The organism is Shewanella sp. H8 (assembly GCF_040285065.1).
GTDB classification, from domain to species: domain Bacteria; phylum Pseudomonadota; class Gammaproteobacteria; order Enterobacterales; family Shewanellaceae; genus Shewanella; species Shewanella polaris.
Genome location: NZ_CP157213.1, coordinates 1,635,315 through 1,656,541 on the forward strand (window position 1 = coordinate 1,635,315; position 21,227 = coordinate 1,656,541).

Here is a 21,227-nt window from a genome sequence, read left to right on the forward strand (position 1 = left end):
TAATAAAGGCCGTTGATGCTCTGCATTAACGGCCTTTATTTTTGAGATATTTACAAAAAAAGCTATCGCAGTATTAATCGCTTTCTTTTATCTCATTAATGACTTCTTTGGTTTCATGACCAATGGCTTTAACGGTATCGCGCGTCCCGTGACCGATTGCAGTGGTTACTTTTTTTGTAGTGTGACCGATTTCTTTGCCAGTCTGTTTTAATTCAGCGCAAGCTGATAAGGACAGAATAATACTAATCGACACCAGTATTTCGATGACTTTTTTACACATTGTAGTAGCCTTATCAATAATCTAATATGAGATGTATCATCAGCTTAACGTCGTTGCTATTTCAGCATAACGGGTTTGATGGTTAACGGGTGAAATCATGGCGTTAAATGCAACATTGATTGGTCAAATTATTTTCGTTTTAACCTTAGTCGTGGTGTACTTTACTTTAAAGTTTGCCAAGGGAAAAACCACTAATTTACCCTTGGTTGGTTTTTACGCGATTGTGTTAAATCTCATTTTTGCTCCCGCTGGGTGGATATATTGCTGGTATTGGTCAACCAAACCGTTGTTACCCAAATAAAATATCATTCAAAAAAAATCACTAACTTCAATTCGGATTAATAAGCCATTCCCTCGATTTGAGGTTAACTAGCCATGGAATATTAACCTCGGTTGATAGTAATGTCAGAGACATACCCATGTTCAGTAGCGATTAAAGCTTGTTTAAGCATTAAGGCGGCTTCTTTTGCCGTCATAAAGTTTGATGTATCAATGTCTTTACCACTGGTTTGCCAAAAGTCTGTCGCCATTCCTCCTGGGTATACAGCAATCAACTTCATTGAGCAGCCTTTCAGTTCAAGTCTTAGAGATTCAACCAAGCCCTTAACAGCCCATTTAACCGCGCAATAAGTCGACTCATTGGCTTTGCCTGCTTGTGCTGCAGTTGACATCACTACGACCACATTGACCTTATGGTCACGATAACGACTAACAAGCTCACGCAACACCAGAATGCTTGAGGTAAGATTATTGTCGATCAACTGATTAATAGCCTGCGGAGTTTGCTGTTCTATTGGGCCAAAATAACCACTGCCAGCACAATGAATTACACTACTTGGTGGCGTTGATAAACGCGAAAATAACTGACTGACATCTTCAGCCACACATAAGTCTGCAGTGTGAGTATGGATGTTGTTTTGCTGTGAAGGGGTTAGCAGAGCCATAACATCAGCTAATTTTTGCTCACTGCGACCCGTGATCAACAGTGGATGATTTTCTGCAGCATACAATTGGGTTAGCGCAGCACCTAGGCCGCTACTCGCGCCAGTAATCACCATCATAATAAAACCTTTTGCCAAATTTCCATTGAGTTAGCTACTATATCAATGACTCAATGAGCAGCAAAGTGATAGTGAGGTGTAAATACCAATCGATGTTCAGATAGATACCCGAACAATAGACTATTTGGTAACTGCTTATTAGCGCAAGTTGTGGTTAATTAAGCTAATTGGAATAAATTACCCATAACATTTTGTATTCTGACGTTAAAGAATGTCTAATAACGCCTTGCCTAATGTCTTACTGACTTCACGTTTATTGTTATATACGAGAGCCTCCATGTTTGAACTCACGCTCCAACTCGCTGTTGTGTTATTTGCTGTTGCCTTGATTGCTGGTTTTATTGACTCAATAGCAGGCGGGGGCGGTTTACTGACCATTCCGGCATTAATGTGGGCGGGCTTACCTCCCGCTGCGGCATTAGGAACCAATAAGTTACAAGCGTGTGGTGGTAGTTTCTTTGCCAGTTTATATTTTGTGCGTAATGGCTTAGTTGATTTACGCAGTATAAAATTATCCTTGTTATGTGCATTTATTGGCGCGGCAATTGGTACAATATTGGTGCAAATGATAGATGCTAAATTATTAGAAGTGGTTTTGCCATTTTTGATTTTAGCCATAGGTTGTTACTTTCTGTTTTCTAAAAAAATCAGTGAACTCGATCGCCAACAAGTGCTCACCCCAAGCGTATTTGCCTTTACCGCAGCATTAGGTGTTGGTTTGTATGATGGTTTTTTCGGTCCTGGCACGGGAAGTTTTTTCGCCCTAGCGTTTGTTTCTCTGGCTGGTTTTGGCTTAGCTAAGGCAACCGCACATGCTAAATTATTAAACTTTGCGACGAATATAGCTTCATTAATTTTCTTTTTAATTGGTGGTCAAGTTGTGGTGGTATTAGGCTTGATTATGCTGGTGGGGCAATCGATTGGGGCGACGTTAGGCTCACGCTTAGTGGTGACCAAAGGGGTTAAAATTATTAAACCGTTAGTAGTGGTTATGTCATTGGGTATGAGCGGTAAATTATTGTGGTCGCAGTATATGTAATCGTAAAAGTGATAATTTAATTTTACAAACACCATTATTGTGTTTTTTGATTTTTCTCATTCAAAGGGATGTTATGCGCATTATTCACACATCAGATTGGCATCTTGGCCAATATTTTTATGGTAAAAGCCGCGCAGCTGAGCACCAAGCTTTTATGGCATGGTTACTTGAGCAAATAACGCTCCATCAAGTTGATGCCCTTATTGTCGCGGGTGATATTTTCGATACGGGTACGCCACCAAGTTACGCCCGTGCGTTATATAATCAATTTATTGTTCAAATTCAGCAAACTGGCTGCCAACTCATCATATTAGGTGGCAATCATGATTCAGTCTCGACGCTAAACGAATCGAGGCACTTATTAGCCTGTCTTAACACCACTGTTATTCCAGGGGCATTCGATAATGTTAATGAGCATGTTATGCCGTTACTCAATCGCCAAGGTGAGGTTGGGGCGATATTGTGTGGTTTACCTTTTCTTCGTCCTCGCGATGTCGTCCTCAGTGAGTCGGGCGAATCGTCCGTTGATAAGCAACGTAAACTTGGTGATGCCATTAGCGAGTTATATCAGCGCTGTTTTGAGCAAGCGGAGCAACTCAATAGTACATTTGCAACGCCAGTGCCCATTATAGCAACAGGTCATTTAACCACAGTGGGTGCCAGTACATCAGAGTCAGTGCGTGATATCTATATTGGCAGTTTAGATGCCTTTAATGCGGCGCTTTTCCCTGCCGCAGACTACATTGCATTAGGCCATATTCATCGTCCACAAGTGGTGGCGAAATCTGAACATATCCGTTATAGCGGCTCACCAATAGCGCTTAGTTTTGATGAACTTTCTACTCATAATGAAGCCAATAAATCAGTGTTCTTAGTTGAGTTTACTGATGCAAAGCTTAGCCAAGTGACGCCATTAATGGTGCCAATATTTCAACCTATGCAAGTCATAAATGGTGACTTAGACAGTATTGAGCAACAATTGAAGGCATTTGCTCCACAAGCAGAAACGCCCCCAATGACCTGGTTAAGCATTGAAGTGTCGCAACAAGATTACTTATCAGATTTACAGTCACGTATTGCCGACATGACCCAAGATAAAACGGTTGAAGTATTGCAATTAAAACGAGCTCGCAGTCAGCGGCAACAACACATTAAACAGCTCGATAATGAAACCTTATCTGAACTCAGCGTCAATGATGTATTTGCTCGTCGTTTAGCCCAAGAGCAATTTGAAACCGAGGCACAACAAGCGCAGTTAACTCGCATTAAACAATGCTTTAGCCAAGTAGTTTCCGATGTTGAGGCAGAGCGACATCCCCAAGAAACTGCTGCTAGCCATGTGCTGCAAGAAACCATGGTTCATAACGACGATGCGAAAGAGCCCATAGCAATGAGTACTGAAACCAGCATTGAAATAATAAAAGACGATATGGCGGATGGTGAGCAATCATGAAAATATTAAGCCTTCGTTTTAAAAATATTAACTCGCTTAAAAATGAATGGAAAATTGATTTTACCCAATCTCCTTTTGCTGAAAATGGTTTATTTGCTATTACTGGTCCAACTGGTTCAGGCAAAACCACTATCCTGGATGCGATTTGTTTAGCGCTTTATCACCGCACCCCGCGATTAAGTAATATCTCTAAAACCACCAATGAATTAATGACCCGTGGCACCGCAGAATGTTTAGCCGAAGTTGAATTTGAAGTTAAAGGTGTTGCCTATCGCGCATTTTGGAGTCAGCGCCGCTCGCGTGATAAAGCCGACGGTAATTTACAAGATGCGCAAGTAGAGTTAGCCCTGCTCAGTGATGGCAAAATTCTTGCTAGCCAAATCAAACGTAAAACAGAATTAATTGAACAAATCACTGGGCTCGATTTTGCCCGTTTCACCAAGTCGATGATGTTGTCCCAAGGACAATTTGCGGCCTTTTTAAATGCCGATGCCAATGATAGAGCAGAATTATTAGAAGAACTCACAGGCACTGAAATTTATGGGTTAATTTCAGCGAAAGTACACCAAAACTTTAGTGATGCTAAAACCAATTTGAAGGTGTTAGAGGCAAAGCTTGGTAGCGTTGAATTACTCGATCAACAACAACTAGTGGCACAACAACAACAGATTGAACAACTTAATCAAGCAATAGTGCACCAACAGCAACAATTGTCTGAGTTAAGCCAATTTATTGCGTGGGCAGACAATAGCCAACAAGCCCAACAGTTGTTAACTAAAGCTAATGATGAACAGCAACAGGCGTTATCTCGTCAGCAGCAACACCGTGATGCATTAATTCAACTTGAACACAGTGAACCCGCACAGCAAATATTGCCTTTATTTGAACAACAACAAAAAGTGCAGCAAAAAGTTCAACTATTAACCACGCAAATTGATCAGTTAAGTCAACAAACCGGCCAAGCTGAAGTCGAGTTGCAAAGCCATAAACACAAGCAAAGCCAAAGTCAGCTAAAGTTTGAACAAGTCAGCCAAGCTCATAAAACCCTGCTGAGTTTAATTGACCAACAAGTGCAGCCATTAGATCAACAAATAAACCAGTTGAATTATCAGTTGTCTCAAGTCAAATTAACCCAGCAGCAAACCGAACAGCAGCAACAACAGGCTGCAGAAAAACAGCAACAGTTATTGACCCAGCAACAGAGCCTGACATTGGCTAAACAACAGATCCAGCAGCAGCTAGAAAGTTTACCACAAGGTCAAGAAGTGGCTAAAAAGTTTGCCGCTTGGCAAACCCAATACAATCAGGCAATTCAATTAAATCAGCAGCTCAGCCAAACCCATAGTCAAATCGCACTTCAGCAAGACAGTATTAAGCAAACTCAAAGCAGATTAACAGATGTTGTTCCTCAGGTAACTCAAGGACAAGTGGCACTGACTCAAGCGACGGTGCAGTTGAGCGATAGCCAACAAGCATTAAAAGTGTTGCTGGCTGGCCAACAAGAGTCGCAACTGAATAGTGATTATCAACAGTTGCTTGACCAACAAGCTGGGCGTTATCAATTAAGCCAACTGTTTAGTCAGTTTGCTCGCCAACAACAGCAATGCCAACAGTTAACCACTGAGTCGGGGCAATTTAAGATTGAATTACAGGCACTGGCAGAGTCACTTAGTGTAGTGAGAACCCAATGGAGTGAAAAAAATCAGCAGGTTAAAGATGTACAAACCATTCTGCAACAAGAGCAACACATTGCCAATTTAACCTTAGAACGCGCCAAACTCAAAGCCGGTGAACCTTGTGCTTTGTGTGGCTCCACCGAGCATCCATTAGTTGAGCGTTATGAAGCGCTGAATGTGTCAGCTACTGAACAACGAGCACAGCAATTACAAGCCGAACTTGATGCGATTAAACAGCAAGGTGAGCAGCTTAAAAATCAGCAAACAGCATTGCAAGTGAACTATGACAATTCGCTTAAGCAACTGAGCCAAGTTCAAATCGATTTGCATGACACACAACAACAATGGCAGCAGCAGACTCAGTTGTTGTCTGTCACCCTGAGATTAGACCTAGCGCAACAAGATGCCTTAAACACATTTATGGCTCAGGCAGAATCCAAACAGCAACAATTAGCCACGACCATAAGCCTGCTTAACCAATGTCAAAAAAACGTGCATCAGCATCAACAGTCGTTTGCGCAAGCTGAGCAGACTCTCGCCAAACAGGTAAATCAACAAGGTTTGTTGCAGCAACAGCTTGATAATTTGCAACAAGGATTACTCAATTATCAACAACAAATTGACACCGTTAGTGGGCAGCAAACTCAATTAATCACCGCACTTGAAACACAAATTACTGCCACCGGACTAACGCCACCATCAATTGAGCAAGCCATAGTGTGGCTAAATGAATTACAGCAACAACTTGAACAGTGGAGTCAGGCGCAGCAGCAAGCTACCGATAATCAACAGCAATTGAGTATTACAACCGAAAAGTTGGCGACAAACCAGTTACAAGTTGCTGCGTTTAGTGCTCAACTAACTTCGGTTAGCGAGCAAGTTGATAAAGCCAATACGCAGCTAAGAGCTGTGCAGCAACAACGCCAAGCATTGTTTGCCGATAAAGTGATTGAAGATGAAAAACAGCTCAGCCAACATCAATTGGAACAGGCTCAACAAGCTTTTGACGTAATTCAACAGCAGTTACAAGCGGCAGACAAACAACTGGCCAGTTTGCAAGTACAACAACAATCGTTGATGACGCAAGCGAGTGAAGCCAGTCAAGAATGTCAGCAACTGCAAAGTCAGTGGCAAACAGCGTTGCAAGCTAGTCCATTTGCCGATCAACAAGCGTTTGAACAAGCGATATTAACACCACAAGAAAGACAGGCATTGCAGCAACTTAAACGGCAACTTGATAACGACATTGTTAAAGCTAACACCATAGTGGAGCAAGCCTTAATGCGACAAACCGAGCTTATGCAGATTGGGGAGCTACAAGGATACAATGCCGCTCAACATGCCGAGATTGCGCAGCAACATCAAACCATAGAAACCAAACTTCAACAAGACAAGCAAACTGTTTGGCGTTTAAGCCTTGAATTAGAACAAGATGCCAGTAAACGAGTCGGGCAGCAGCAATTGTTAGTCGAACAGGCGCAAATGCAGCAAGATTACGATGACTTAGCTTATTTACATTCGTTAATAGGTTCACAAAAAGGTGATAAGTTCCGTAAATTTGCCCAAGGCCTCACTTTAGATCATTTAGTGGCATTGGCGAACAGGCAACTTGAACGTTTACAGGGGCGCTATTTATTGGAGCGCAAAGAGTCAGATGCATTAGAATTACAAGTGCTTGATACTTGGCAAGGTGATGCAGTGAGAGACACTCGAACCTTGTCTGGTGGAGAAAGCTTTCTTGTTAGTTTAGCGCTTGCCTTGGCGTTATCAGACCTTGTTAGTCATAAAACGAGTATTGACTCACTGTTTTTAGATGAAGGCTTTGGTACTTTAGACAGCCAAACGCTAGATACCGCTTTAGATGCATTAGATAACTTAAATGCATCAGGTAAAATGATCGGTGTGATTAGCCACGTTGAAGCGATGAAAGAGCGGATCAACGTGCAAGTGAAAGTGAATAAAATGAATGGGCTGGGCATTAGCAAATTACAAAATGAATTTGCTGTCAACGGAAGTTGATTTACCGCTAACTCCCGTGATTACTGTAATCGAGTACAAAATAATTATGAATTAAATGACATTTTATATTTGTATTATGATTATTTTTTGATATAAAAGAGCGTTGATGTGCAATTTGACTGCAAAAGTCGGTGTTTTAAGCTTTTTAGCCAGACGTAAAAAGTCAAATATTGGGTCATATGGATGATAAAAAGCCATGAAGGCATAGCGTTAACTGACTTTATCCTCAATATCGCAATAACAATTTGCAGTAAAAGAAAAACAATAAATATAAGCGTCATCTTTTAGGGTGGATTAGACATTGCTAATAAGTAAGATTATGGGCTTCCAAAGGCCAGATGTAAGTTCGTTGAACTTGCCAAACTTGCACAAGAAAATATTGCTAGCAAGTGTGTTTGTTGTCGGGGCTGCATTATTATGGCCAACACAACAAGAGTTTTCATCACAACGTATTCCAGTGGCAATCGATATCGATTCTTTATTGCCACATATTGCCCAACAAGATCAATCACCTGTAATTGTTTATCAAGCTAAACCGATTTTAAATCACGTGATCGAAAGCGGAGATACCTTAAGTAAAATCTTCGAATTAGCGGGAATAGACCAACGCACTATGTATAAAGTACTTGAAGCCGATTTAGAGGTTCTGGCTTTAGATACATTATTGCCGGGCAATCGTATCCAATTTTGGGGCAATGCTAACGGCGAGTTGGAAAAGTTAGAACTGTATTTTAATCCTGCACATCAAGTGGTTTTTACCCGTTTTCAAGATGGTAGCTATGAAGTAAAAGACATTAATATTGATGGTGTTTGGCAAAATCGCATTGTCGGTGGCGAAATTAACGGTTCTTTTTATGTCTCAGCTAAAAATGCTGGCTTAAGCGCCGCTGAAATTCAAAAAGTTGAATCAGTATTAAAGACTAAATTAAACTTTTCTCGTGAGTTACGTGCCGGTGATACTTTCTCTGTATTAGTCAATGATCAGTTTGTTGAAGGAGAACCATCAGGGATCACCTCGATTGAAGGTATTCGTATTAATACTGGTCGTCGAGATATTACCGCTTTTCAAAATACCGATGGCAACTATTACGACATGAATGGCCAGAGTTTAACTCCGGCTTTCCAACGTATTCCCTTAAAAAGACAGTATCGTTTAAGCTCGCGTTTTAATCCTAATCGTAAACACCCAATCACGGGTCGTGTTCGTCCTCATAATGGTACTGACTTTGCTGTTCCAGTAGGAACTCAAGTGGTCGCGCCTGGTGATGGTGTCGTGACACTGGTGAAGAAGCATGCTTTTGCGGGTAACTATATTGTCATTGAGCATGATAATAAGGTACGTACTCGTTACCTGCATTTATCAAAATTTTTGGTTAAACGTGGTCAACGGGTAAAACGAGGTCAGTTGATTGGATTATCGGGTAATACTGGAGCTTCAACGGGTCCTCACTTACATTATGAATATATTGTTAATGGCCATCCAGTTGATGCGATGAAAGCCAAAATTGCAGAAGCTAAAGTATTACCACAAAAACAACTACAAGCTTTTCAAACATTAGTTCGCAGCCGTAGCATGATGATGGATCTAGGCTAATTAACAGAGACTTCTTATACAGATTAGTGGTGATGGATATTAAATGCAGCCAGTTGGCTGCATTTTTTTATGAGTATTTAATGGCTATACAATGGTTATTTACGTCTCATTATTTTATAGGATTTCCACTGTCGTCCTGCAATACTCCCCCAATTAAGTAACTAACAGAAGCGAAATGCTCGCAGTGGGGATTGCTCTCGCTTCTACCTTCATTAGTATTTGGCTCCAGCCTTATTCGAAAATGCTAGCGCTTTTGATGGGAATTAGATGCCAATGAACGACCTGTGCCTCGGAAGCTAAGCTTAAATTTTTCCTGTTAAATTCATGAAATCCATTAGGGCTACGCTTTTGTATCTAGTCGAGTAACACATAGCTAAGTTCAATGAATATGGTATCAATGACATCAATTGAATAATGAACTACAGAGAGGTAAATTGTTAACGGTGTTTGTTTTTTTGTAAAGGTTGTTGATTTTTTTTTTGCGGAGAAAATATATTAGCTTACATTTATTAGCATCGTTTTTTACAAGGATTGTATATGAAAAATCTGCTCAAGGGGCTTCTACTTGCCTTTTTATTCTTTCCGCTTGCTGGCCAATCTACCGAAACGGTTCGTCCTACAACTGATGAACCCTACACCAAACTAGCACTTGATTTCGAATTACAAATGAATGATTCTGCGATTTTCGGCGAGAAAATCGATTTCCATCATGGTAACGTTGGTTTTGAACAAACAGACCTTGAAGCCTCTGGCAATGGTATTCCGATAGTTGTCAGCCGAACCTTTTATTCTGGTGCCATGTATCCCTTTCAGGCTCATTTGGACTTTGGTGATTGGGCATTAAACATCCCATCTATTCAGACAACCATCATAACCAATGCTTCGGGTCTGTCATCAGGTGACTGGTCGAGTGGGCAAGAGTGTTCAGGGTCGCCCTATACGACTTCGACTATTTATCAAAATGGTGATGCTTATAAGCCTGAAGAGTACTTTGATGGTATTACGATGCTACTTGGTGATGGTCAAAAGCAGACAGTGATTAAGAATGCTGCAGGTATGATTGAGAGTAATACATCGACTTATCCTTGGGTGACGAATGAAAATTGGAAGTTTTCCTGTATTTCGCGGGATAACGGTGCAGGGGAAGGCTTTGTTGGATATTCTCCTAATGGGTTAAAAATCACCTTTAACAAGTCTCACCTTAGTAACCCTAGAACAATACGGAAGGCTCATGGTGTGATTAGTAAGCTGACCATAAGCCTACGGGCTTCGAAAATTGAAGACCGATTTGGGAACTATATTCAGTATAACTATGATACCACTAATCATCTCACTAATATTACAGCAAATGATGGTCGTATTGTGACGTTTACCTATGCCGGTAACCAAATCGCCACTATGAACTATAACGGTCGGGTTTGGAATTACACCTATGCAGCTGGCACGCTAACCTCAGTTGATGATCCAGAAAATCAACGCTGGTTGTATGATCTTGATAAATATGCCACTTACAATACTTATCCAACCATATCCAATGGGGGATGTGGGTTTGATTATAGTGCTTCTATTGACCATTATCATCAGACTATGGATGATATTATCGCCTCTGTCACCGCACCCAATGGGGTTAAGGCAACGTATAAATTTTCCCCAAAATTACATGGAAGGAGCAATGTTTTCTACATGGACACTGGTGCTGATGATGGTTCGACCCTCACTAAGCGGTGCTCAGCGAATCATGCCTTAGTACAAAAAACGGTAACCGGACCTGGGCTGACACCGTTAGATTGGACTTATGATTACTCTACCAATATTGGGTATTTTCAGGGTGCTTCCATTACGAATGGAATGCGTCTTACTGGCACACTTCCTAGCAATATTAATGATATAGATTTCAATTCTTCTACCGAAACGACACCAGAAGACAATGTTTATGTGCGTTATTTCGATCGAAAATATGACAGTGTTGCCGAAGGGAGTCTTGTCGTCAAAGAAACTTATGACCGCAGTGGTGATGTATTAGAACAGATACAATATTCGTTTGCCCAAGGGAATGATGTCGGACAATCATTTGCTGCGGTATACAATGAGTCCAGTATCCGCAGTGAATATCAATTGCGTCCAACTCAGGGGAAAACTATTCGTTACGATGGTACAAATACTGATACTTATATTCAGTCAAACAGTAGTTTTGACCTTTATGGTTTCGGTGCCATCACCCATGAGTATAATGATTTCAGTAATACCCAACGTTATGTGAAACAGACATACAATCATGATGTTACAAATTGGCTTTTAGGATTACCAGACACAACATTTGTTTCGACCGATGGTAGTAGTTATCAGCCAACTAAACAGACCTCCTACTATTCTGCAACCAGCAACTATAAATCGCTGCCTTATCAAAAACTCGCCTTTGGTCGTTGGTATAAGCAATACGATAGTTATTACACAACGGGAACTCAAGCAGGTTTGGAGCAGAAGGTGAGTTATAACGCAACCAATCGTTGGCATCAATTCAGTAACTATAAACGCGGAATACCGCAGACCATTCAAACGCCACAAAGTCTTAGTACAGCATTACAATATGCGTATAACGTGGTAGATAATAACGGCTGGGTGACTAAACAGACTGATTTTAAAGGTAATTGTACCAACGTAACCTATGATAACCTTGGCCGAATGACCTTATTCGACCCTTGTGATGCTGCCTTATTAAATACCACTATTAGCTATGATTACACGTCTAGCTCTGAAGGGTATGCGAATGTTGAAACTGGCATGTTGAAACAAACGGTCAAAACAGGTAACCATCTACAGGATAGTTATTTTGACGCATTTGTGAGACCTGTTTTTGTCAGTGAGCGAGATATTACCAAATCGGACACCATTAAGTTATCCGCTAAGTCCTATGATTCAATGAACAATGTCACGTTTGTAAGCTATATTCTTGACGATGGAGATATTACGAAAGGCATTGATTTTACCTTTGATGCCCTGGGGCAACAGATATCGGCGACAGATAACACCATCAGTGCGACCCAAACGTTTAATTATGTTAATGGCAATAAAATAGTACATGTTGATTTTAATGGTAACTCGACGACAAATACCTATCTTGCGTACGCAGTCCCCTCATATGAGTCAGAGACTCAGATTGATTCACCAGAAAGTGTGGACACCTCTATTATTTACAACGAATTTGGCAACATCACCAGCATCAGTCAGGGGGGGGCGGTTGAATCTCACGTTTATGATGCTTATCAGCAGTTATGTAAGATAATTAGGCCTGAATATGGTGCATTTTCCTACCGCTATGATGCTCTTGCTCAGCTGTCCTACGAAGGGAAAGGAAATTCGATTAGCATTGACACCAACAGTTGCGATACGGTCATTTCTTCAACCGATAAGGTGAGTTATAGCTATGACAACCTTGGGAATATCCGCACGGTAAATTATGGTGACTCGACGCCAGATTTGACGTATAGCTATGATAAAAATAATAATCCACTTTCTATTTCAGCAAGCAGTTTTACACAATCATTCAGTTATAATTCACAAAACAAGCCTACAACTGAAACCACAGTTGTCAGTGGAAAGACCATGAACGTGTCGTATAGTTACGACAACTACGGCAATATGACCAGTATAACGTACCCTAATGGCTACAAAGTCACACTCGCGCCTGATGCCATGGGGTATCACCGCTCCGTTCAGCGTGCGAGCAACAGTTATGCATCAGCACTTAATTACGCCACTGGCATTGTCTATCACGCAGCAGGAATGCCATCACAATTCACCTATGGTAATGGTATTGTGCAAACGGTTGATGTCAATGACCGAAATATGCCCGTGGCAATGAAAGCTAGCAGTACTACTTTGGTTGCATTGGACCATAGTTATGATTATGACGATGGCGGCAATGTAAGCCGTTATCTAGATAACCGTAACAGTCGGTACTCACTTAATAGTCTCAGCTATGATGGACTTGACCGACTAAAGAGCATAAGTGGTGGTTCATTCATCGGTAACATTTCAGTGAACTACGATACGTTGAGTAACATTACTCAGTATAACTCACTAAATAGCAACTTGAGTTATCACTATGACACCAGTAAAAATCGCTTGTCATCCATCACAGGTACGGGGGCTGCGGCTAAATCATACTCATCATTTAGTTATGATGCGCGAGGTAATATCGGTAACAACAGCTATCGAGGATTTACTTACAATCTTGCGGGGCAAATGACCCAATCAGGAAGTTATTCCTATATTTATGATGCACAAAATCGCCGTATTAAACAAGTTGACAGTAAAGGAACAAGCTACAGTTTCTACTCGAAAGCAGGAAAGTTGCTCTATCGTGAAACCCCCAGTGGTGGTACTAACTATGTCTACCTGAACGACAAGCTTATTGCAAAGGATGGTACAGGAAATACAAACACGGCCGCACTTTCAGCGCCAACGGCCAGCATGACCTGTAACCCAAGTTCATGTCAAACCACTAAGACGGGGTCTGGTACTGCATCAATCACCCTAACCTTAAGCAAAAGTTGTCCTAAGGGGTGTGAAACCGAATGGTATTACACAGGCCATTCGATTTTCAACAATACGGATGGGGTTAGTCCAAAAACGTTCAGTTACTACTGTCGTAATGTAAGTGAAAGTAAAACGGGTACCGTTGGGGCAATCATCACAGATAATTCGACAGGACTAACGACGAAGGTGTCTAAATCACTCACAATAACGTGCAAAGTATCAGGTGGTGGTATCGAGCTATGAAAAATCTATTACAAATTTTAGCGATGTTGATATTATTTCCTAGTAGCATTGCGGTTGCGGGAGTGACATTTGTACACAGCGACTTATTAGGCTCACCGGTTGCAGAAACCAATAGTGCAGGACAAATCGTTACGCTTTCACATTACAAAGCCTTTGGTGAAGAAATCGAACAGAAGCGTGATGACGTAGGTTATACCGGTCATAAATATGATGCTGATTTGGGCCTGAGTTATATGCAGGCACGATACTATGATCCAGTTATAGGTCGTTTCTATTCGAATGATCCTATGGATTACATAAAACAATTAGCTAAAGGAGATGCAGTCCATGGATTCAATAGATATGCATATGCAAACAATAATCCTTATAAGTATACTGATCCTGATGGAAAAGATGCTAGCTTATATCCAAAAGATAAAGCTGTAGCAGATCCTTCAGATGTAGTTAAGTCTTCCCCGAAGTTTGAATTTAAATTAAAGGCTACAATAGAAAATAAAATGGAAACTGTGGAACAAGCTGACAACATGAAATCTACTAAAGAAGCGGTAACAAATACTACTTTAGCTGTAAGTAGCGCAGCTCTTACTCTCTTAGCTCCGCCAACAGTACCTTACGTTACGGCCGCTGGAATAGCTGTTGCGGCAACTGGCGGAGTTGAACCAGTTCATAAAGGTGATGTATTCAAAACAGAGGTTTCTATTGAAGCAACCAGTTTAACAGATAAACCGAAAATTGAAGTGAAGACAACTCAAGAGCATAATCATGACAACTAGTATTTTCTTATATGTTCTTTTAGTAATAATATCTATTGTTGTACCGATAAAGTTAAATAGCGATAGTCGTTTATTGTTAAGCATCTCCTCTTGTTTTATTGGTGCCGCTATAATCACTGCTATTTTTCATAGTGATATGGATAAAGCCAAGTGGATTATTGTTGGCTTAAATTCAATAGGGATGATGTCATATTATCTTCGATATAGGGGTATTAGAAACAAAAGGTAGCTATAAAAGTTCCTTATTTTGAATCCAAAGCCTCGCCATCATAACGAGAGCGTGGCTTTGTTTTTCTGGCTAGGGGGCAAAGAGAGGCGGCTAAAGTGGACAGCCATAATAAATCGCGTGATTTTACATCTTCTACTAAACTCAAAAAAGTTTTAAATGTAGGAGTTTGTTATGCCACGTCCTCGTAGAACCCAGATTAGTGTCGAAGACACGCCATTTTATCACTGTTGTAGCCGTGTAGTACGGCGTGCTTACCTTTGTGGCGATGATAAAATTTCTGGTCGGAACTACAATCATCGCCACCAATAATATGGCCACCCACTCTAATTGGTGAAATATTCAACAGTGAGCTAGGCTTTATTTACCCTTTTTAAAACGGTACTTGAAGATGGCCAGACCAAGACAAACCCTCGTGAGTTTAGAAGATACGCCTTACTATCACTGCTGTTCGCGTGTGGCAATAATATGGCCACCCACTCTAATTGGTGAAATATTCAACAGTGAGCTAGGCTTTATTTACCCTTTTTAAAACGGTACTTGAAGATGGCCAGACCAAGACAAACTATCGTGAGTTTAGAAGATACGCCTTACTATCACTGCTGTTCGCGTGTGGTGCGTAAGGCATTTTTATGTGGTTTTGATAATTCAACAGGTGAAAACTTTGAGCATCGGCGTGAGTGGGTCGATTCACGTATTCTTGAGTTAGCGACCATCTTTGCCATCGACATTTGTGCTTACGCCGTGATGAGTAATCACTTACATGTAGTGTTGAAAGTCGATGCTGACAAAGCAAAAAAGTGGTCAGATAAAGAAGTGCTAATTCAATGGCACAAAGGCTTTAAGGGCTCGTTACTTACACACAAGTACCTAAAAGAAGAAGACCTTAACCAGTTTGAACTTCAAACGGTTAATGAATGCATTACCGAATACCGTAAGCGCTTAATTGATATCAGTTGGTTTATGCGCTCACTCAGTGAGCCTATAGCCAGAATGGCCAACAAAGAAGATAAATGTACCGGAAGATTCTGGGAAGGGAGGTTTAAATCTCAAGCATTGCTTGATGAAGCCGCAGTTTTAGCCTGTATGGCTTATGTCGATTTAAACCCTGTCAGAGCCAAAATGGCAGCAACCCCTGAAACCTCCGATTACACCAGTATTCAGCGCCGTATCAATTCAGCAATAAAAGGCGAGCAACCACCTGAGTTATTACCGTTTGTGGGTAATGAGCGAATCAATATGCCTAACGGGCTCATGTTCAGCGTGAAAGATTACATTATACTGGTTGAAGATACAGGCCGTATTATTCGAGAAGATAAGCGTGGCGCCATTAGCTCAAGCAGTCAGGGCATACTGAATAGGCTAAACATCCCAGCAGAGAATTGGCTTAAAATCACCACTGAATTTGGTGCTTTATTTAAAGGTGCAGTCGGTGCATTACCCGCATTAACCGAATATTGTGAGCATTTAGAGCGAAAACGACGACAAGGCGCTGCAAATTGTCAGCGCTGGCTGTGCGCTTAAGCATTAATTCTTGAAAAACCACCATTTTCCTTACAATTGATTGATATCAAGATTTTCTGCTGTGCTGAATGTCTTAGATGACCATAAATCATTCATTTAACGATAATATTTTAGCCATATCGATAAAAATTGATGCGTTGATCACATCGACCGTAACCCTCGCCAAAGCCATGAAAACGAGTTATGTTATTTGTTCAAGAAATGGGTGGCATCGTTTTAGCGTTTTATAGTGGCATCGTTTTATAGTGGCATCGTTTTATAGCATCGTTTTATAGTCGTAATGTAAGTGAAAGTAAAACGGGTACCGTTGGGGCAATCATCACAGATAATTCGACGGGACTAACGACGAAGGTGTCTAAATCACTCACAATAACGTGCAAAGTATCAGGTGGTGGTATCGAGCTATGAAAAATCTATTACAAATTTTAGCGATGTTGATATTATTTCCCAGTAGCATTGCGGTTGCGGAAGTGACATTTGTACACAGCGACTTATTAGGCTCACCAGTTGCAGAAACCAATAGTGCTGGACAAATCGTTACGCTTTCACATTACAAAGCCTTTGGTGAAGAAATCGAACAGAAGCGTGATGACGTAGGTTATACCGGTCATAAATATGATGCTGATTTGGGCCTGAGTTATATGCAGGCACGATACTACGATCCACTTATCGGGCATTTTTATTCGAATGATCCTGTTGGATATACAGCAAAAAATCCTGTTATGTCATTTAACCGCTATATGTATGTGAACAATAATCCGTATAAATATACCGATCCTAACGGTGAGTTTTTATGGGGCGCTGTGATTGGAGCAGGGATAGAGTTAGTCGCTCAAATTTCGACAGGTCAAGATATAGATATGACAGATATAGCAATAGCGGGTGTTGTAGGTGCTGTTACAGGTGGCTTTGCAGGGAGAGCTGCAACCCAAGCTGTTAAAGGAGCTATAACTGCCAGTAAAGCAGTTAAACAGACAACGGCTGTGAGTGCTGCTGCAAGTGGTGTTGGCTCTATGGGACAAGATGTAGCAAATGGAGATTCCATTTCTGTTTCTAAGGCAGCTATAAGTACTGTTAGTGGCGCTACTGGTGGATTAGTCGGTGGTAAGGTTGGTAATTCTTTTGCTGGTAAGTTAGATAGCATGTCTAATGCTGGAGGTATTGCTTCTCAAATTTCTAGCACTACAAGAAGCGCTATGGTTGGTAATACTGCTGGGCAAACTACTTCTGCTGCAACAGGCTTAGCAAATAAAGCCACAGATCTAGGGATTTCCGTTGCGGATAAGAAAGTAAAAGAAAACTTATAAAAAGGTTAAATGTGAATGAATTTTTTTAGATTATATAAAGTTCAATTAATAGCTTATTTCCTCTTATCATTAATATGCGGTGGAGTAATATCAATTGAAAATGGTTTAATTCGTGGTTTAGGTTTTACTGTGGTCTGTCTAGTTTTTTTAACCTCTATATCATACTTTTCTTACCGTAAAAGTATTTCAAAATATGGAAAAAGAGACATTAAGTAAAATAAAAGGGGTCGGTGACACTTGAGAATAGATCTCATTTAATTGTTGCTTACTCTTTTATTAAATAAAAAAATGCAAAAAGCCAAAGCAGTTAATTTCTTAGCTGCCTTGGCTTTTTTGTTAGCGGCTATTTTCCTTAGAATAATATGGCCATATATGGACGCTCCCAGTGAGTCAAGATAATACTCTGCTCACCGAAGGCTTTTTGGCCTTAGTTTTCTGTACAACATTCTCACTCTTATCGTTGCTTTCGATGTGCTCATTTACCGCTAGAAGCGGTTGTACTGCCATATATACGGGCTTAACAGCCAAGCTGCGCCCCTAATGAAATCCGTACCACTGCGCCGGTCAATTGAAACACCCATGCGGATTAGGTTTTTCCTATCCTTGGCCTATTCGGGCTAGCACTGGTTGGACTGAGCCATTTCTTCATCGTTCACAACAACCCTGGTGAGTATTTAATGTGCTATCTTGCGGCTCTTATCACCCAGTCGGACTCGGAGTCCTTGGCCAGACCGAGCTCTGCAAGATAGCGACAACAGTGTTAACAAGTACCATGATTTGCTCCTTGATTTGCTGCATATTGCGGAGCATAAGACACTTGTTTTTGTAATAAAATCCATATCAGTCTGGCGAGTCTATGAGCCGTGGCAACCACCGTACTGCAGATGCTTTTTCGGCTTCTTAGCTGCGTTATCCAGAGGTTTAAATCATCTTGTTTTTTACTCGCATGGCTGACGACGGTTCTGGCTCCATGAATAAGCTGTTTGCGTAAATAGCCGTTACCTCGTTTGGTAATACTGCCATTAACACTTCGATGGCCAGAGGCAAATTGCTTTGGGGTTAACCCCAGCCACACACCCAGTTCTTTAGCAGTATTAAACGCCTGACCTCTGCCAATTGACGCGACGAACGCTGACGCGATAATGGGCCCGACACCTGGAATGCTTAATAAAATTTTGCCATTAGGGTCACGTTCGACAAGCTTTTTTATCAAGGTATTAATTCTGTCTAAACGTGTATTAACACTTTGATATTCATCCCTGAAATCATTAGCCATCAGTTTAATAATGGGACGTTGTGACGCATCGTTAATGATGTCCCACATAGCCACTTCAAATGCTTTATAACCTTGGGAAAAGCAAATCCCAAAATCGACTAATACCCCCCTAATTTGATTAGTGCAGGCAGTTTTCTCTTTCACTAATCGTTCTCTGACTCGGTGTAACATCAATATTTCTTGCTGCTCTTCGGTTTTCACTGGCACGAAACGAATGTTTGGCCTAAAGCTGGCTTCAAAAATCGCCATTGTGTCATTGTTGTCATTTTTACTGCCTCGCACGAACGGGGTGACATGTTGTGCTGGAATGAGTTTAACGTTATGCCCCATAGCAAGAAATTTTCGTCCCCAGTAATGGGATGAATAACAAGCCTCAAAGACCACATCGCAATGGGGTTGTTGCAACATAAACTCAACCAGTTGAGTGCGATTTAAACGTTTATTGAAGACTTGCATTGCATGGCTATCCATTCCTAAAACTTGGAAAACATTTTTTGCCAAATCAATCGCAATAGTGGTAACTTTCATGGTGGACGCTCCTTAAGTAACTGTATGGTTCAACATCAGTTTGGCGCATTGACGCCGTATTAGGGAGCGTCCATCTCATCACCCATTTTAATTGGCTGTTCAACACTACGGGTGTGGTTAGTCCAAAAACGTTCAGTTACTACTGTCGTAATGTAAGTGAAAGTAAAACGGGTACCGTTGGGGCAATCATCACAGATAATTCGACGGGACTAACGACGAAGGTGTCTAAATCACTCACAATAACGTGCAAAGTATCAGGTGGTGGTATCGAGCTATGAAAAATCTATTACAAATTTTAGCGATGTTGATATTATTTCCCAGTAGCATTGCGGTTGCGGGAGTGACATTTGTACACAGCGATTTATTAGGCTCACCGGTTGCAGAAACCAATAGTGCAGGACAAATCGTTACGCTTTCACATTACAAAGCCTTTGGTGAAGAAATCGAACAGAAGCGTGATGACGTAGGTTATACCGGTCATAAATATGATGCTGATTTTGGGCCTGAGTTATATGCAGGCACGATACTATGATCCAGTTATAGGACGGTTTTATTCTAATGATCCGAAAGGGTTTTCTAATGTGCATAACTTCAATCGCTATGTATATGCTAACAACAATCCATACAAGTATGTTGATCCCGATGGGCAGGCTGCAAAACTGGTAAAGGCTGCTTTTAATGTAGTTAGAAAAGCATCAAAAAATGGTTGGGACTTTAAAAAAGCAGGTAAGGATGAAATTGCTGATTTTGTAAATAATGCTGCGACACTAGCCGATGGACAGTTTACTGCTGATGATGTGTTTGCTGCTATCGATATCGTTACAGGATTTGGTGGTGAAGTTGAGAAGTTAGGCTCCAACCTCAACAGGTTTATAAAAAGCGCACCGAGTAATGCTAAAGATAAAATTACTGTCGGTAAGTTGCCAAACGGAGGAGTGGTTGCACAGGCTACATCACCTGCTGCTAATATTCCGGGATCAAAAGCTGTGTATGAAAAACAAATTAACTCTAGTGGTAAAACGATTCAAGCAACGAAAACAACTTACGCGCCAGATGATAAGATTGTCCACGTAAAAGACAAAATGACAGATCAGGAGTTTCATTAATGGAAAATAGATATAAATTCTTGCAAGACCTTTTTGATTTTGAAAAGCCGCTAGATATTATTTCTTCTCAATTGAATACATTGGATTGGGATTTCGAAGGTGAGCCTCTGATCTTAACAAGAAATGAATTAGTATCATCACTTTGCTCATTTTTAGCTGGAAACAAAAGTGCTGAGGAGCTAGAGCACTGGGCAAACCTTATCGAAATGAGGGAGGATATAGATTTTGATGAGGAATTCGAAACGCTAATTAATGATACAGTTTATAAGTTAGCTAATCCCAAATTGGAAGGTGAACTAACTAAAGATCGCTGCCAAAACTACTTAACTGAATTAGAAAAATAGCTTGAATCCAAAGCCCCGAAAGGGGCTTTTTTTTGGGCTGCTTTTGAAGCAAAATGGATCGAATTAGCTTCGAACTAGCGAGATTTTTATTTTTAACTCAGCGTCTAGTGAAAAAATCCGTTTGGTGCCAAATTCAATTGGGTGATCTGCTCAGGACTGAAGCCGTGGCGAAGGAGTTCAAAGTCTTTCATCTGGACCTCAGCTTTTGAACCTTCACCGAGTATTTGATAAACGCTTCC

15 protein-coding genes and 1 pseudogene are annotated in these 21,227 nt (G+C 40.9%); 13 read left to right on the forward strand and 3 right to left on the reverse strand.

The genetic code is table 11. The annotated features are described in order from the left end of the window. Positions 1–73 precede the first annotated feature (73 nt). Positions 74–280 (reverse strand): hypothetical protein, encoded by a 207-nt coding sequence (locus ABIS04_RS07110; protein WP_137221371.1) that lies wholly within the window; start codon positions 278–280, stop codon positions 74–76. A 97-nt stretch (positions 281–377) separates the two neighbouring features. Between ABIS04_RS07110 and ABIS04_RS07115 the strand changes: the two genes are divergently transcribed. Continuing rightward, on the forward strand, positions 378–581 hold the full coding sequence (locus tag ABIS04_RS07115) for a hypothetical protein (protein ID WP_140233885.1): 204 nt from the start codon (positions 378–380) through the stop codon (positions 579–581). Positions 582–663: 82 nt separating this feature from the next. Here ABIS04_RS07115 and ABIS04_RS07120 read toward each other — a convergent pair whose 3' ends face one another. After that, a complete protein-coding gene (locus ABIS04_RS07120) occupies positions 664–1,341 on the reverse strand; it encodes an SDR family NAD(P)-dependent oxidoreductase (protein WP_350433019.1) in 678 nt (225 codons plus the stop codon). A 277-nt stretch (positions 1,342–1,618) separates the two neighbouring features. Between ABIS04_RS07120 and ABIS04_RS07125 the strand changes: the two genes are divergently transcribed. The 9 genes and pseudogenes from ABIS04_RS07125 (at position 1,619) to ABIS04_RS07165 (ending at position 17,734) form a co-directional block, all read left to right on the forward strand. Next, the gene (locus tag ABIS04_RS07125) at positions 1,619–2,380 is read left to right on the forward strand and encodes a TSUP family transporter (protein WP_140233887.1); all 762 of its coding nucleotides are present in this window, start codon (positions 1,619–1,621) and stop codon (positions 2,378–2,380) included. 73 nt (positions 2,381–2,453) lie between these two features. Then, positions 2,454–3,833, forward strand: a complete 1,380-nt coding sequence (gene sbcD / locus ABIS04_RS07130) for an exonuclease subunit SbcD (protein ID WP_350433020.1) — start codon at positions 2,454–2,456, stop codon at positions 3,831–3,833. Next, the gene (locus ABIS04_RS07135; protein WP_350433021.1) at positions 3,830–7,528 is read left to right on the forward strand and encodes an AAA family ATPase; all 3,699 of its coding nucleotides are present in this window, start codon (positions 3,830–3,832) and stop codon (positions 7,526–7,528) included. The genes sbcD and ABIS04_RS07135 overlap by 4 nt, the downstream gene beginning before the upstream one ends. Positions 7,529–7,847: 319 nt before the next feature. Continuing rightward, on the forward strand, positions 7,848–9,122 hold the full coding sequence (locus ABIS04_RS07140) for a peptidoglycan DD-metalloendopeptidase family protein (RefSeq protein WP_140235543.1): 1,275 nt from the start codon (positions 7,848–7,850) through the stop codon (positions 9,120–9,122). A gap of 537 nt (positions 9,123–9,659) precedes the next feature. Next, positions 9,660–13,904 carry a hypothetical protein gene (locus tag ABIS04_RS07145; protein ID WP_350433022.1) on the forward strand — a complete coding sequence of 1,415 codons (4,245 nt, stop codon included), beginning with the start codon at positions 9,660–9,662 and terminating at the stop codon, positions 13,902–13,904. After that, positions 13,901–14,677 carry an RHS repeat-associated core domain-containing protein gene (locus tag ABIS04_RS07150; protein WP_350433023.1) on the forward strand — a complete coding sequence of 259 codons (777 nt, stop codon included), beginning with the start codon at positions 13,901–13,903 and terminating at the stop codon, positions 14,675–14,677. Before ABIS04_RS07145 ends, ABIS04_RS07150 begins: the two co-directional genes overlap by 4 nt. Positions 14,678–15,077: 400 nt before the next feature. Further along, positions 15,078–15,206 (forward strand): annotated as a pseudogene (locus ABIS04_RS07155) (transposase); the annotation flags it as partial. Between the two features lie 243 nt (positions 15,207–15,449). Then, a complete protein-coding gene (locus ABIS04_RS07160) occupies positions 15,450–16,427 on the forward strand; it encodes a transposase (RefSeq protein WP_350433024.1) in 978 nt (325 codons plus the stop codon). A 404-nt stretch (positions 16,428–16,831) separates the two neighbouring features. Then, positions 16,832–17,734: an RHS repeat-associated core domain-containing protein gene (locus ABIS04_RS07165; protein WP_350433025.1), complete on the forward strand. Its 903-nt coding sequence runs from the start codon at positions 16,832–16,834 to the stop codon at positions 17,732–17,734. A gap of 760 nt (positions 17,735–18,494) precedes the next feature. On the opposite strand, the gene ABIS04_RS07170 is transcribed toward ABIS04_RS07165, so the two are convergent. Next, entirely contained in the window at positions 18,495–19,538 is a 1,044-nt protein-coding gene (locus ABIS04_RS07170; protein WP_350433026.1) for an IS110 family transposase, read from the reverse strand. 274 nt (positions 19,539–19,812) lie between these two features. Between ABIS04_RS07170 and ABIS04_RS07175 the strand changes: the two genes are divergently transcribed. The 3 genes from ABIS04_RS07175 to ABIS04_RS07185 are packed head-to-tail and all read left to right on the forward strand — an operon-like array spanning position 19,813 to position 20,988. After that, positions 19,813–20,070 (forward strand): hypothetical protein, encoded by a 258-nt coding sequence (locus tag ABIS04_RS07175; RefSeq protein ID WP_350433027.1) that lies wholly within the window; start codon positions 19,813–19,815, stop codon positions 20,068–20,070. Continuing rightward, positions 20,024–20,644 (forward strand): RHS repeat-associated core domain-containing protein, encoded by a 621-nt coding sequence (locus ABIS04_RS07180; protein WP_350433028.1) that lies wholly within the window; start codon positions 20,024–20,026, stop codon positions 20,642–20,644. Before ABIS04_RS07175 ends, ABIS04_RS07180 begins: the two co-directional genes overlap by 47 nt. Beyond that, positions 20,644–20,988 (forward strand): hypothetical protein, encoded by a 345-nt coding sequence (locus tag ABIS04_RS07185; protein ID WP_350433029.1) that lies wholly within the window; start codon positions 20,644–20,646, stop codon positions 20,986–20,988. The genes ABIS04_RS07180 and ABIS04_RS07185 overlap by 1 nt, the downstream gene beginning before the upstream one ends. The last annotated feature ends 239 nt before the right edge of the window (positions 20,989–21,227 follow it).

What these genes read in the sequence shown, in the direction of transcription:
- ABIS04_RS07180 (WP_350433028.1), top strand. Translation starts at nt 20,024, where the DNA reads ATGATGCTGATTTTGGGCCTGAGTTATATGCAGGCACGATACTATGAT.
- ABIS04_RS07165 (WP_350433025.1), top strand. Translation starts at nt 16,832, where the DNA reads ATGAAAAATCTATTACAAATTTTAGCGATGTTGATATTATTTCCCAGT.
- ABIS04_RS07160 (WP_350433024.1), top strand. Translation starts at nt 15,450, where the DNA reads ATGGCCAGACCAAGACAAACTATCGTGAGTTTAGAAGATACGCCTTAC.
- ABIS04_RS07110 (WP_137221371.1), bottom strand. Translation starts at nt 280, where the DNA reads ATGTGTAAAAAAGTCATCGAAATACTGGTGTCGATTAGTATTATTCTG.
- ABIS04_RS07150 (WP_350433023.1), top strand. Translation starts at nt 13,901, where the DNA reads ATGAAAAATCTATTACAAATTTTAGCGATGTTGATATTATTTCCTAGT.
- ABIS04_RS07185 (WP_350433029.1), top strand. Translation starts at nt 20,644, where the DNA reads ATGGAAAATAGATATAAATTCTTGCAAGACCTTTTTGATTTTGAAAAG.
- ABIS04_RS07145 (WP_350433022.1), top strand. Translation starts at nt 9,660, where the DNA reads ATGAAAAATCTGCTCAAGGGGCTTCTACTTGCCTTTTTATTCTTTCCG.
- ABIS04_RS07140 (WP_140235543.1), top strand. Translation starts at nt 7,848, where the DNA reads ATGGGCTTCCAAAGGCCAGATGTAAGTTCGTTGAACTTGCCAAACTTG.
- ABIS04_RS07170 (WP_350433026.1), bottom strand. Translation starts at nt 19,538, where the DNA reads ATGAAAGTTACCACTATTGCGATTGATTTGGCAAAAAATGTTTTCCAA.
- sbcD (WP_350433020.1), top strand. Translation starts at nt 2,454, where the DNA reads ATGCGCATTATTCACACATCAGATTGGCATCTTGGCCAATATTTTTAT.
- ABIS04_RS07175 (WP_350433027.1), top strand. Translation starts at nt 19,813, where the DNA reads ATGAAAAATCTATTACAAATTTTAGCGATGTTGATATTATTTCCCAGT.
- ABIS04_RS07115 (WP_140233885.1), top strand. Translation starts at nt 378, where the DNA reads ATGGCGTTAAATGCAACATTGATTGGTCAAATTATTTTCGTTTTAACC.
- ABIS04_RS07125 (WP_140233887.1), top strand. Translation starts at nt 1,619, where the DNA reads ATGTTTGAACTCACGCTCCAACTCGCTGTTGTGTTATTTGCTGTTGCC.
- ABIS04_RS07120 (WP_350433019.1), bottom strand. Translation starts at nt 1,341, where the DNA reads ATGATGGTGATTACTGGCGCGAGTAGCGGCCTAGGTGCTGCGCTAACC.
- ABIS04_RS07135 (WP_350433021.1), top strand. Translation starts at nt 3,830, where the DNA reads ATGAAAATATTAAGCCTTCGTTTTAAAAATATTAACTCGCTTAAAAAT.